The following is a 12,712-nucleotide window of genomic DNA, read 5'->3' on the forward strand; positions in this document are numbered from 1 at the left end:
GCGGGTTACGGCTGCGTGAACCGCACCCCCGGGTACGCCCGGACGGGCTACCGTTCCGCCACCCGCCCGGCCCCTGCCCCGCCCCCCGCCCCGGTCCCGGACGGAAAACACGCCGACCCGCGCAGGCCACCGGCCGTGGCGGCGGCGGCCACCACGGCCGGTGGAGTCACGGGGAGGGGCCCCGGGCGGCTCAGACCACCGAGACGAACTCCGGGATGTCCTGGACGACCCGCTCCTTGAGCCGGCTCACCGCGTCCACGCCCTTGAACCGGGCCGCCGCGGCCTCCGTGGTCTTGCGCACCCGGGAGTTCAGCCGCTCCGAGCGCACCTTGGTGGCGATGTCCACCGCCTGCTCGGCCATCACCGCCGCCTGCTCCGCCTCCTTCTGCAGCAGGTGCACGCTGGCCATGCCGATCAGGTTGAAGGCGTAGCTGCGCACGTGGTCGCCGTCCTGGCGGAACAGGTCGACCGCACGCTCCATCACCGGCGCGGACATCGAGGCGTACAGCTGGGCGTTGTCGGAGTGGTACGCGAGGTCGCGGAAGGAGTGCGCGTTCTCGGCGTTCAGCTCGGCCGGGGAGAAGAACCTCAGCCAGTCCGGCTCCTCGTCCCCCTCCCGGATGTCGGTGAAGGTGTCCTCGGCCAGCCGGATCGCCCGGGCGCAGCGGTTGACCTCGCCGATGGTGGCGTAGGCGCGCGCCTCCATCGCGTACAGCAGCGACTGCTGGCGCGGGGTGGCGGTGTCCCGACTGCCGTACTGCGCCAGGTGGATCAGCTCCAGGGCGTCCTCGCCCCGGTTGAGGTGGATCATCTGGCGGCTCATGTCGGTGAGGATCAACGCGCCGAACGGGCGGTCGCCGGCCTCCTTGGCCGCGTGCAGGGCCAGCACGTAGTACTTCTGCGCGCTCGGGTGCATCCCCACGTCGTAGGACATCCACCCGGCCAGGTGGGCGAGTTCGGCGGTGAGCCGGAACAGCCGCTTGGTGGTGTCCTCGCTGTACGTCTCCTGGAGCAGGTCGGTGACCTCGTGCAGCTGGCCGACGACGGCCTTGCGGCGCAGCCCGCCGCCGTTCTGCGCGTCCCACTGACGGAACATGACCGTGGTCTGCTCCAGCAGTTCCAGCTCGGGCTCGGAGAGCCGGCCGGTGAACGCCTCGCCGCCGTTGGCCGCGGTGAGGATCGGGGTGGGGATGCCGGTCGGGCCGGGGGCCAGCCAGCGCTGCATCGGCTCGATCAGCGCGGCGCCGGCGGTCAGCGCCAGCGAGGTGCCGAGGAAACCCCGACGGTTGAGCATGAGGTCGCTGCGGGAGTAGTCACTGATCAGCTGGACGGTCTGCGGGCCGCTCCACGGGAGGTCCACCCCGCCGCCCACGGTGGAGACCGGGATCGCGGCGCGCAGGCCGAGGTCCTCGATCGACACCACCGAGCCGAAGCGCTCGGAGAAGAGCTCCGACATGATCTTGGGGATGGGTTCGCGCGGCTGCTCGCCGTCCAGCCAGCGGCGCACCCGTGAGGTGTCGGTGGACACGTGGTGGGCGCCGATCTGGCGGGCCCGGCGGTTGACCTGACGCGCCAACTCGCCCTTGGACCAGCCGCTGCGGGCGAACCACGTGGTCAGCTTCTCATTGGGTTGCTTCTCTGCCATGGGAACGTCCCATCCCGCCCGGCCCCTCACGGGGCCCCCGATCGTGACCGCCCGACGGTTGCGGGCTCTTGCCAGACGTGCCGTGCCTGAGGTGCCGCCGTGCCGCGTCGTCGTACTGGTGTGCCATCGTCGCGGACGATCCGTCAGGCCCCAACTCCCGCTCCCCGAAAGCCCGGAGCGGGATCCTCGACGACATCCGCGTGCTGAACGTAATGCCCCGCGAGGGGCCCGTGGGAGCGGCCCTGGCGAAACGCCACCTTTCGCCACCCCCAGGAGTGAACCGAAGCCTCGGGGCACACGCTTCACTAGGTAGTCCCGACGGTCCGGCATATGCGGGCCGCCCAGTCCACCGGCTCACCCCGGAAGACCCGGCAGGCCCCACAACCCACCGCAGCCACAAGCGAGTTCACCACCCACTCCGGGCGGCAACAGCCTCGCGTACACGACGATCCGGCATCCGCGCCGCCCCCACAAGGCGGCGCCCGAGGCACACCACGGGAACAGGCGCACGCCACGCGCTGCGCGCCGCCACCGCACAACGCACCACGCAACCGACAATCGACACACAGTCACCGTCCCGTAACCATCGGCAACGAGAACCTGTTGGGGGAGGCATGGACAACCTGTTCGGCGAACTTCGACTGGGGCACCTGCGGCTGACACCGCTGGGCGCGCGCCGCCGCACCAAGGTCACCGCGTCCCAGGCCGCCGCGGAGTACACCGGCCGCTGGGGCTGGGCGGTCGCCACCGGCGACCCGGCCACCGACACTCCGGTCACCGGCGCCACCGCCCCGACCCGCTGTCCCTGCGGCTCCGCCCGCTGCGCCGCGCCCGGCCTGCACCCCGTGCCGGGCACCGAGGGCCGCGGCCGCGCCGCCCGCGCCGAGAGCTCGGTGCTCTTCCCCACCGGCCGCGCCTTCGACGTCCTGGACGTCCCCGAGCAGGCCGGCCTGCAGGCGCTGGTCCGGCTGGAGCGGATGGGCACCCAGGTCGGTCCGGTGCTCGCCGCCCCCACCGGCCGGCTGCAGTTCCTGGTCGCCGCCGGCACCGCCCGCCGACTGCCCGACCTGCTCTACCGGATGGGCTGGGACGACGCCGCGCTCGACCTCATCTGCCACGGCGAGGGCAGCTACGTCGCCGCCCCTCCCACCGTCCTCGGCGGCCTCGGCCCGGTCCGCTGGCTGCGCCGCCCCACCCGCGACAACGCCGGCTGCCCGCCCGAGGCCCGGCTGCTGCTCGGCACCCTCGCCTACGCCTGCCACCGCGGCCGCGAGCGCACCGCCGAACCGGCCTGGATCGCCTCGTAAGAGCAGAGCCGGGCACGTGAAAGGGCCCGCCCCGAGCGGAGCGGACCCTTCCGGCAGCAGGCGGGGGAACCCGGTCAGTCCCCGATCAGCGCGTCCACGAACGCACCCGGCTCGAACGGCGCCAGGTCGTCCGCACCCTCGCCCAGACCGATCAGCTTGACCGGCACGCCCAACTCGCGCTGGACCGCGACCACGATGCCGCCCTTGGCGGTGCCGTCCAGCTTGGTCAGCACGATGCCGGTGATGTCGACCACCTCGGCGAACACCCGGGCCTGGATCAGGCCGTTCTGACCGGTGGTGGCGTCCAGCACCAGCAGCACCTCGTCCACCGGGCCGTGCTTCTCGACGACCCGCTTGACCTTGCCCAGCTCGTCCATCAGGCCGGTCTTGGTGTGCAGCCGGCCGGCGGTGTCGACCAGGACGGTGTCCACGCCCTCGGCGATGCCCTCCTTGACCGCGTCGAAGGCGACCGAAGCCGGGTCACCGCCCTCCGGGCCGCGCACGGTGCGCGCACCGACCCGCTCGCCCCAGGTCTGCAGCTGGTCCGCGGCGGCGGCCCGGAAGGTGTCGGCGGCGCCGAGCACCACCGTACGGCCGTCGGCGACCAGGACCCGGGCCAGCTTGCCGGTGGTGGTGGTCTTGCCGACGCCGTTGACGCCGACGACCAGGACCACGGCCGGGCCCTCCTCGTGCTTGGTGGAGCGCACGGTGCGGTCGGCGTCCTTGCCGACCAGCTCGACCAGCTCCTCGCGCAGCAGCGCGCGCAGCTCCGCGGGCGTACGGGTGCCGAGCACCTTCACCCGGGTGCGCAGCCGCTCGACCAGCTCCTGGGTGGGGGCGACGCCGACGTCGGCGGTGAGCAGGGTGTCCTCGATCTCCTCCCAGGTGTCCTCGTCCAGGTGCTCCCTGGAGAGCAGCGAGAGCAGGCCCTTGCCGAGCGAGTTCTGCGAGCGGGAGAGCCGCGAGCGCAGCCGGACCAGCCGGCCGGCGGTGGGCTCGGGCACCTCGATCGCCGGGGCCGCCTCGGCCTCGGCCGGCTCGACCTCGGGGGCCTCGACGACCTCGACGGCCTCGGGCTCCGCCGGGAGTTCCACCTCCTCGACGGTGCGGCGCGGCTCCTCGCGGGGCGGGGCGGCCTCCTCGCCGACCTGGGGTTCCTGCGGGGTGGGCTTCGGCGCCGTGATGACCGGCGCCTGCGACTTCGGGGGCAGCTGCTGGCGTCGTCTGCCGGAAACGACGAGGCCGGCGATCGCGCCGACGGCGACCACGGCGATGACTACGGCAAGGATCACGTATTCCATAACCCGTCCAGTATCCGTGACCGGCGCCCGGATGGACCGCACCGCGACTACACGGATACCGCCGGGCGTCGTTCCCGGTGCTCTCCCGCAGCCTGGCGGCCGGGAGGTGCCTCCACGCGCAGCCGCTGGCTGATCACCTGCGAGATGCCGTCGCCCTTCATCGTCACGCCGTAGAGCGCGTCGGCGGACTCCATCGTGAGCTTCTGGTGCGTGATCACGATCAGCTGGGAGCTCTCCCGCAGCTCCTCCATGATCCCGATCAGCCGGCGCAGGTTGGTCTCGTCCAGCGCCGCCTCCACCTCGTCCATCACGTAGAACGGGCTGGGCCTGGCCTTGAAGATCGCCACCAGCAGCGCCACCGCGGTCAGCGAGCGCTCGCCGCCGGACAGCAGCGACAGCCGCTTGACCTTCTTGCCCGGCGGGCGCGCCTCCACCTCGACCCCGGTGGCGAGCATGTTCTCCGGGTCGGTCAGCACCAGCCGCCCCTCGCCGCCCGGGAAGAGCCGGGCGAAGACGCCCTCGAACTGGGCGGCGGTGTCGTGGTACGCCGCGGTGAACAGCTGCTCCACCCGCTGGTCCACGTCCCGGACGATGTCCAGCAGGTCCCGCCGGCTGCGCTTGAGGTCGTCCAGCTGCTCACCGAGGAAGGTGTGCCGCTCCTCCAGCGCGGTGAACTCCTCCAGCGCCAGCGGGTTGACCTTGCCGAGCTGCTGGTAGGCCTTCTCGGCGGCCTTCAGTCGCTTCTCCTGCTCGGCCCGCACGTACGGGTACGGCTCCCCCGGCTCCCCGCCCTCCTCCGGGGCGTCCGGCGGGACGGGCCGGTCCGGGCCGTACGAGGCGAGCAGTTCGCCGCCGTCGATGCCGAACTCCTCCAGCGCCCGGGCCTCCAGCTGTTCGATCCGCAGCCGCTTCTCGGCCCGCAGCACCTCGTCCCGGTGGCCGGCGTCGACCAGCTTGTCCAGCTCCTCCTTGAGCCCGCGGCCGTGCTCGCGGTGCTCGCGCAGCTCCTCCTCGCGCTCGGCGCGCGCCCGTTCGACGGCCGCCCGCCCGGCGTCCGCGCGGGCCAGCGACACCTCCAGGCAGGCCAGCAGCCCGCGGGCGCCCGCCGCGACGGCGTTCGCCACCTCGGCGTCGTGCTCGGCGCGCCGGCGGCGCTCGGCGGCACGAGCGCGTGCCTCGCGCTCGGCCCGGGCGGCCCGGTCCAGCTGGTCCGCCCGGCCGGCCAGCGCGCGGACCCGCTCCTCGTGGGTGCGCACCGCGAGCCGGGCCTCCAGCTCGGCCTGCCGGGCGGCGCTCGCCGCCCCGGCCAGCCGCTGCTGCTCTCCGCTGTCCGGCTCGTCCGCTCCTGCCTCCGCCGACTCCTCGGCCGCGGCCAGGCGTTCCGCCAGCTCCTCGGCGGTGGCCAGCAGCTCGGCCAGGCCCTGTTCGGCCCGGTCGGCCGCGGCCGACAGCCGTTCGGCCTCCCCGGCGGCGGCCCGGGCCTGGCCGCCGAGTCGGCCGAGTGCGCCCGCGACCTGGGCCCGCTCCTGCTCCGCCTGCCGCCGCCGTTCGGCGAGCCGCTCCACTTCGGCGGCCGACTCCCGGCGCAGTTCGGTGAGTTCGGCCAGCCGCTCGGCCGACTCGGCGCAGCGGAGGGTGAGTTCACCGATCGCCCGGGCCGTCTCGTCCACCGCGGCCTGGGTCTCCAGCAGGCTGGGTGCGCCGCCGGAGCCGCCGTGGGCGAAGCCGGCACCCAGCCGGTCCCCGTCGGCGGTGACGGCGCACCACCCGGGGTGTCCGTCGACCAGCCGCAGCGCCGCGTCCAGGTCCGCCACCACGGCCACCCCGGACAGCAGTTGCCGGGCGGCGGCCAGCAACTCGGCCGGGCCGTCGACCAGTTCGGCGGCCCAGCGGGCACCGTGCGGCAACTCACCGTCCGGGCACGGCACTTCGGCCACGCCACTGGCGATCAGCAGCGCGGCCCGGCCGGCTTCGTCCGCCCGCAGCAGCCGCAGCGCCTCGGCGGCGGCGGACGGCGAGTCCACCGCGACGGCGTCGGCCGCCGCGCCGAGCGCCGCCGCCACCGGCACCTCGTACCCGGTCTCGATCCGCAGCAGCGCGGCTGCCGGGCCGAGCAGCCCGCCCAGCCGCCCGCCCGCGTCCAGCAGCGCGCCGGTGCCGTCCTTGCGGCGCAGTCCGAGGGAGAGCGCCTCGTGCCGTGCGGTGAGTGCGGCCCGTTCGCGCTCGGCGGCGCCGGCCGTGTCGCGGGCGGCGGCGAGGTCGCGTTCGACGGCGGCCAGCCGCTCGCGGGCCTCCTGGTGGCCGGCCTCGAACTGTTCGTCGTCCCCGGCCCGGCCGTCCACCTGCTGCCGGAGTTCGTCCAGCTCGCCCTGTGCGGCCTCGGCGCGCAGCAGGGCCTCGTCCCTGGCCTCGGCGAGCCGGCCGATCTCGGCCTGCGCCGAGGCGGCCCGGGACCGGGCGGCGGCGGCCTGCCCCTGGAGGCGGGCCAGGCCCTCCCGGCGGTCGGCGATGGCCCGGGCGGCGTCGCGCAGCCGGCGCTCCTCGGCGGCCAGCTCCCGTTCCAGCTCGCCCTTGCGCTCGACGGCCTCGGCGAGGGCGTACTGCGTCTCCTCCAGCGCCTCGGCGAGGGCGGCCTCCTCCTCGCGGACCCGTTCGGCCTCCCGTTCCAGCTCCTCCGGGTCGCGACCGCGCCGCTCCTCGGTCTGTCCGCCGGCGGCGGCGTGCCGGGCCCGGGCCTCGGCCAGCCCGATCGTGCCGCGGGTGCGCTCGGCGAGCGCGGAGAGCCGGTACCAGGTCTGCCGGGCGGTCTCCAGGCTCGGCCCGAGCTGCCCGACCTGTGCCTCCAGGAGCCGTTCGCGCTGCACCGCGCGGGCCAGCTCCTGTTCGACGGTGGTCCGGCGCAGCCGCAGCGCCAGCTCGTCCGCGACCTCGGCCTCGACGGCCCGGCGGAGCGTGTCGAGGTCGTCGGCGAGGATCCGCAGCCGGGCGTCGCGCAGTGCGGCCTGGATGCCGGCGGCCCGGCGGGCGATCCGGGCCTGTCGGCCGAGCGGGCCGAGTTGGCGGCGCAGCTCGGCCACCAGGTCCTGGACCCGGTTGAGGTTGGCCTGCATGGCGTCCAGCTTCCGCAGCGCCTTCTCCTTGCGCTTGCGGTGCTTGAGGACGCCGGCCGCCTCCTCGATGAAGGCGCGCCGGCCCATCGGATCGGCGTGCAGCACGGAGTCCAGCTGCCCCTGCCCGACGATGACGTGCATCTCGCGGCCGATGCCGGAGTCGGAGAGCAGTTCCTGGATGTCCAGCAGGCGGCAGGTCTCGCCGTTGAGCGCGTACTCGCTGCCGCCGTTGCGGAACATGGTCCGGGTGATGGTCACCTCGGCGTAGTCGATCGGCAGGGCGCCGTCGGCGTTGTCGATGGTGAGGCTGACCTCCGCGCGGCCGAGCGGGGCGCGCCCGCTGGTCCCGGCGAAGATGACGTCCTCCATCTTGCCGCCGCGCAGCGTCTTGGCCCCCTGCTCGCCCATCACCCAGGACAGCGCGTCCACCACGTTCGACTTGCCGGAGCCGTTCGGGCCGACGACGCAGGTGATGCCGGGCTCGAAGCGCAGGGTGGTGCTGGAGGCGAAGGACTTGAACCCGCGCAGCGTCAGACTCTTCAGGTGCACGCGCCGGTCTCCTCATCGCTCGCCAGGGGCCCCAGCGTGCGACTGTAGCCGGACTCGGACACGACGAAGGGACGCCACATCAGGGCGTCCCTTGCAAGCTGCGTCCCTTTCGGGGCGGCTCAGTGCACAGCGGCGTCGATCTGCGAGGACCGGGCGGGACTCAGGTGAGAGCCGGCTCCCGCTGATCCAGATCGATGCTGTTGAGCAGCGAGTGCTCGTCAGCGACAGCGGTGAGCGCGTCGTTCTCAGCCTGCATCCGAAGGAGCTCGGCTTCAAGCTCGTGGACGCGCTGCTGGAGCCGTCGCATCTCGGAGAGCATTCGCGGGTCGGGGCCGCCGACGTACCCGAGAAGCGCCTTTGCCATGATGAATGGTCCTCCACGCTGAGTGACAGAACCGGAATGGTTCGTGTCTAGGGGGAAGGGGGACGCACGCGCGGCGCGTCACCGGAAGTGCTGGCTGGGCACTACGGCACATCCACCGTGAGCTGGGCTCACGAGGGCATGCGCCTGCCGGGCGAACGCGGTCGTGTGCGCGGGCTTCCAGCGTCTCACCAAAGACGGAAAGGGTCAACACGATCACCGCACGCTACCGCGGCCCTGTCACCTGCCTGGCGGTGTCGTCACGCCGGGGGCTCTTTGGGCGGGTCCACCACATGCTCGTGGATCATCGTTCGATGCGGAGTCAACCACGAGTCTGCCCGGATGGCAACCTCGTGACACCGACCGTTCCGGATCTTTTCGCGACGGGTCCAGCGAGGGGGCGGTCGGTGTGCCCGGGGGCGGCGGCTCAGCGGATCTCGAAACCCTCGTAACCAGGGCCGACGGCCGTCCAGATCTCGGTCACGCCGGTGACGTTCCCGGGGGTGTCCGGGCCGCGCAGCAGGGCCAGCAGCTGCTCGCAGTCGGCCGCGAGCCCCTCGGCCACCACCTGCACCCGCCCGTCGCCGAGGTTGCTCGCGTAGCCGGTCAGGCCGGTCTCCAGCGCCCGTGCCCTGGTCCACCAGCGGAACCCGACCTGCTGGACCTTCCCCCGGACCCAGGCGGTGACCCGGACCGGTTCCTCACTGTGGGCGTCGCGACCGTGCATGCCCCGACCCTAGCCGCCCGCCCGCCCGCACGCCCGCACGGGAGCGGCCCCGCCGGAAGGACCGGCGGGGCCGCGTGGAGTCGTGCCCGGGTCTGCGGGTCGGTCGGTTACCAGTCCCCGCCGCCGAAGTCCCCGCCGCCACCGAAGTCGCCGCCGGAGTCGCCGCTGCCGAAGCCGCCGAAGTCGCCGGCGTTGAAGTCGGCGCCGGTGTAGTCGCCGCCCTCGTACTGGTCCTGGTAGCCGTGGTGGCCGCCGTCCGTCATGGGCGCCGCGGCGTAGGCCGGGGTGCTCATCATCGAGCCGAGCATGGTGCCGACCAGCAGGCCCGGCAGCAGACCGCCGCCGAAGCCGCCGTAGTAGCCGCCCGCGTACGGGGCGTACGCCGGGCCGGCGTTCCAGTACGGCTGCGGGCCGTGGTCGGTGTCGACGGTACGGACGGCCGGGTCGAGGCCGGCCGCCACCCGGTCCGCGTCGGCCTGGCAGACCGGGACGGAGCGGGCCGAGCCGCCGGCCGGGGCCCAGTCGACGTCCTTGACGGACGGGCCGTGGCGCGGGTCCATGAAGCACGGGGGACGCCGCTCGGGCAGCGGGCGCTTGTCCCGCCGGGCAGCCAGGGTGGCCAGCGCGAACCGGCCGTCCTCGATCGCCTCGGTGACCTGCTTGACGTCCTCGGGCCGCTTGGCCTCCTCCATGAGGCGCTTGGACTTCTCGTACGAGTCCAGGCCGTGGGTGTAGTCGGCGCGCTGGGCGTCGTCGGCGTCCGCGGCGCGCGGGTCGAAGTCGAGCCGGTCCAGCTCCTCGCCGAAGGCGGTGATGTCCTCGTCCACGACGCGGCGCAGCTGCTCCAGCTCGGCCCGGGCCTGCTCCTCCTTGCGCTTCTTGGCGCGGCGGAAGAGGAAGAAGACGCCGGCGCCGGCCAGGACCACCAGGACGACCGGGATGACCACCCAGGCGATCGAGGTGCTGTGGTTGACGCCCTGGCCCTTGGCCTGCGGGGCGGCCTGGTCGACGAAGTCGTTCAGGGTGGCGTCGATGTCGCCGTTGTGGGCCCGGAGGACGGCGCCGGAGATCCGGGTGGCGGCACCGGCCGCCATCGCGCCCCGGTCCGCGTCGGCCCGGAACGCGTTGCCGCGCCAGACCGCGTAGACCCCGTCGACGCCGACCAGGGTCCGCAGGTCCTTGAAGACGGTGTCCTTGTTGTAGGCCGGCGAGTCCGGGACGACCGCGATGAAGATCGGCTTGTCGGCCTTGTCGATCTTCTTGGTCAGGGCGTCGGCCTGGGCCTGGCTGAAGCGGTCGGTCATCGCCGGGTCGACGTAGACCTTGCCCTTCTTCAGGGTGGCGGCGGCGTCGCTCAGACCGCCGGCGGCCGAGGCCGCCGGTGCCAGCAGGAGCAGCAGCCCGAGCAGCGCCGCCACCAGGGCAAGTGGCCCGGCGCCCCGGGAACGTCGTGCAAGGGTTCTCATGCCCCCGACGCTACCGCGAGCGGCGTCGGAGCACGCCATACCCTTCGCATACTGGTGGTGGCAAGACTCCCCGCCGTCCGCCGGGGCCGCTCCCCTTCTCGGGGATGATGTTTCCCCCAGCCGCCCCCGAATCGGGTCGGGCAGGGGAACCGCGGGGTCTGCCCGGACGTACGTCCCGGCGGGCCCGGCCCGATTCCCGGAGCACCCCCGGGCGCTCCCGGGCGCTCTCGGGCGCTCTCGGGCGCTGCGGGGGACGTCCCGACCGTACCGCGCGAACGGGCACCGCAGTCCTGGACCGCCGGTCCCCTTACCCTTTCTTGACCCAACTCCCGATCGGAGCTCCCCGGTGATCATCGGCCTCGTCACGGCCGTGGCGGCATCCGCCTGCTACGGCACCGGATCGGTCCTGCAGGCCGTCGGATCCCGCCGTTCCGCCCGGGAGGAGGCCGCCAAGGGCGCCACCACCTCGACCACCGAGCACGGCGGGCCCAGCCTCTCCTCGACCGCGAAGGCCGCCGTCACCTGGGAGTTCATCCTGGGCACGGTGCTCGACCTGATCGGCTTCGGGCTCGGCGCACTGGCCGCCCGGCTGCTGCCGCTGTTCCTCTCCCAGACCATCATCAGCGCCAACCTGGTGATCACCGCGCTGCTCAGCATCAAGCTGCTGGGCATCCGGCTCAAGCAGCTGGAGTGGGCCTCGATCGGCGTGCTCTGCTCGGCCCTGGTGATGCTGGCCGTCTCGGCCGGCCCGGAGGGCGGCCACCACGCGGACATGTCCTTCCACTGGTGGCTGCTGATCGTCAGCACCGTGCTGCTGGTCGGCGGCAGCCTGCTGGTGCGGCGGATGGGCGCCGGCGGCGCGATCGTCGCCGGTCTGCTCTCCGGCCTCGGCTTCGGCGCGCTGGGCGTCGGCGTGCGCATCCTCAACGGCGTCGAGCCGTTCGCGCTCGGCCCGCTGCTCTCCGATCCGGCGCTGTACGCGATCCTGGTCGGCGGCCTCGGCGGGATGTACATCCACACCGTGGCGCTGCAGATCGGCTCGGTGAACGGCGCGACGGCCGCCCTGGTGGTCGGCGAGACGGTGCTGCCCGGCGCGGTCGGCGTGCTCTGGCTCGGCGACTCCTCCAAGCCCGGCCTGGGCTGGCTCGGGGTGCTCGGCTTCCTGCTCGCGGTGGTCTCCGCGGTCGGGGTCGCCTACTTCGGCCAGGACACCCACGGCACACCCGGCGACACCTCGGCCGAGCACCCCGAACTCGCCCACAAGTAGCGGCCGGCTCAGCCCCCGTTGCGGGCCCGCGGCACGCGCTGGCAGCGGGGGCAGAAGTAGCTGGAGCGGTTCATCCAGGCCGCCCGCCGGATCGCGCTGCCGCAGCGGCGGCAGGGCTCGTGCTCGCGGCCGTAGGCGTCGAGGTCACGGGAGAAGTAGCCGCTCTCGCCGTTCACGTTGACGTAGAGGCTGTCGAAGCTGGTGCCGCCGACGGCGAGCGCCGCGGTCATGACGTCCCGGGCGTTGGCCAGCAGCAGCGCGGCCTGCGGGCGGGTCAGCGTCGCGGTCGGCCGGTCGTAGTGCAGCCTGGAGCGCCACAGCGCCTCGTCGGCGTAGATGTTGCCGACGCCGCTGATCAGGGTCTGGTCGAGCAGCGCGCGCTTCACGGTGGTGCGCTTGGCGCGCAGCGCGGCCGCGAACGCCGCGTCGTCGAAGCGCGGGTCGAGCGGGTCACGGGCGATGTGCGCGATGGAGACGGGCGTGCCCTCCGGGTCGTCCTCCTCGGCCTCCTCGACGGCCAGGCCGCCGAAGGTCCGCTGGTCGACGAAGCGCAGTTCGCGCCCGCCGTCGGCGAAGCGCAGCCGTACCCGCAGGTGCGTCTCGTCCGGCACCGACGGGTCCTGGACGAGGAGTTGGCCGCTCATCCCGAGGTGGCCGATCAGCGAGAACCCGGCGCCCGCACCGGCCAGCGGCACCCACAGGTACTTGCCGCGCCGCTGCGCGCTGCCGAGGGTGGCGCCGGTCAGCCGGGCGGTGAAGTCGGCCGCGCCGGCCGGCTGGCGGCGCACCGCGCGCGGGTGCAGCACCTGGACGTCGGCGACGGTACGCCCGGCGACCCAGTTGGCCAGACCGCGGCGGACGACCTCGACTTCGGGAAGTTCGGGCACGGGAAGGAACCTCCTGCTTCGGTACCGATCAGCAGGGACAGGCTACTTCGCGGTCCACCCGCCTCGCTGTGCCCGGTGGGGCTCCGCGCGAC

Annotated in this window: 9 protein-coding genes; 2 read left to right on the plus strand and 7 right to left on the minus strand. The window is 73.8% G+C overall.

Annotated features, from left to right (window positions below):
- Positions 1–190: 190 nt before the first annotated feature.
- On the minus strand, positions 191–1,645 hold the full coding sequence (gene nsdA, locus CRP52_RS10205; RefSeq protein ID WP_097236103.1) for a transcriptional repressor NsdA: 1,455 nt from the start codon (positions 1,643–1,645) through the stop codon (positions 191–193).
- Positions 1,646–2,259: 614 nt separating this feature from the next.
- Between nsdA and CRP52_RS10210 the strand changes: the two genes are divergently transcribed.
- On the plus strand, positions 2,260–2,952 hold the full coding sequence (locus CRP52_RS10210; RefSeq protein WP_097236104.1) for a bifunctional DNA primase/polymerase: 693 nt from the start codon (positions 2,260–2,262) through the stop codon (positions 2,950–2,952).
- Positions 2,953–3,026: 74 nt separating this feature from the next.
- Here CRP52_RS10210 and ftsY read toward each other — a convergent pair whose 3' ends face one another.
- From ftsY to CRP52_RS10235, 5 genes are all read right to left on the minus strand, one after another.
- On the minus strand, positions 3,027–4,253 hold the full coding sequence (gene ftsY / locus CRP52_RS10215; RefSeq protein WP_097236105.1) for a signal recognition particle-docking protein FtsY: 1,227 nt from the start codon (positions 4,251–4,253) through the stop codon (positions 3,027–3,029).
- A 47-nt stretch (positions 4,254–4,300) separates the two neighbouring features.
- The gene (smc, locus tag CRP52_RS10220; protein WP_097236106.1) at positions 4,301–7,912 is read right to left on the minus strand and encodes a chromosome segregation protein SMC; all 3,612 of its coding nucleotides are present in this window, start codon (positions 7,910–7,912) and stop codon (positions 4,301–4,303) included.
- A 160-nt stretch (positions 7,913–8,072) separates the two neighbouring features.
- On the minus strand, positions 8,073–8,276 hold the full coding sequence (locus tag CRP52_RS10225; protein ID WP_097236107.1) for a hypothetical protein: 204 nt from the start codon (positions 8,274–8,276) through the stop codon (positions 8,073–8,075).
- A gap of 424 nt (positions 8,277–8,700) precedes the next feature.
- Entirely contained in the window at positions 8,701–9,000 is a 300-nt protein-coding gene (locus CRP52_RS10230) for an acylphosphatase (RefSeq protein WP_097236108.1), read from the minus strand.
- Between the two features lie 107 nt (positions 9,001–9,107).
- Positions 9,108–10,466: a hypothetical protein gene (locus CRP52_RS10235; RefSeq protein ID WP_097236109.1), complete on the minus strand. Its 1,359-nt coding sequence runs from the start codon at positions 10,464–10,466 to the stop codon at positions 9,108–9,110.
- 346 nt (positions 10,467–10,812) lie between these two features.
- Between CRP52_RS10235 and CRP52_RS10240 the strand changes: the two genes are divergently transcribed.
- The gene (locus tag CRP52_RS10240) at positions 10,813–11,733 is read left to right on the plus strand and encodes a hypothetical protein (protein ID WP_097236110.1); all 921 of its coding nucleotides are present in this window, start codon (positions 10,813–10,815) and stop codon (positions 11,731–11,733) included.
- Positions 11,734–11,741: 8 nt separating this feature from the next.
- Here CRP52_RS10240 and mutM read toward each other — a convergent pair whose 3' ends face one another.
- Positions 11,742–12,620, minus strand: a complete 879-nt coding sequence (mutM, locus tag CRP52_RS10245) for a bifunctional DNA-formamidopyrimidine glycosylase/DNA-(apurinic or apyrimidinic site) lyase (protein WP_097236111.1) — start codon at positions 12,618–12,620, stop codon at positions 11,742–11,744.
- Positions 12,621–12,712 lie beyond the last annotated feature (92 nt).

The organism is Streptomyces sp. 1331.2, from assembly GCF_900199205.1.
Taxonomy (GTDB): Bacteria; Actinomycetota; Actinomycetes; order Streptomycetales; family Streptomycetaceae; genus Kitasatospora.

Coding starts and splice junctions, on each gene's coding strand:
- nsdA (WP_097236103.1), bottom strand. CDS start 1,645: ATGGCAGAGAAGCAACCCAATGAGAAGCTGACCACGTGGTTCGCCCGC.
- CRP52_RS10210 (WP_097236104.1), top strand. CDS start 2,260: ATGGACAACCTGTTCGGCGAACTTCGACTGGGGCACCTGCGGCTGACA.
- ftsY (WP_097236105.1), bottom strand. CDS start 4,253: ATGGAATACGTGATCCTTGCCGTAGTCATCGCCGTGGTCGCCGTCGGC.
- CRP52_RS10225 (WP_097236107.1), bottom strand. CDS start 8,276: ATGGCAAAGGCGCTTCTCGGGTACGTCGGCGGCCCCGACCCGCGAATG.
- CRP52_RS10230 (WP_097236108.1), bottom strand. CDS start 9,000: ATGCACGGTCGCGACGCCCACAGTGAGGAACCGGTCCGGGTCACCGCC.
- CRP52_RS10235 (WP_097236109.1), bottom strand. CDS start 10,466: ATGAGAACCCTTGCACGACGTTCCCGGGGCGCCGGGCCACTTGCCCTG.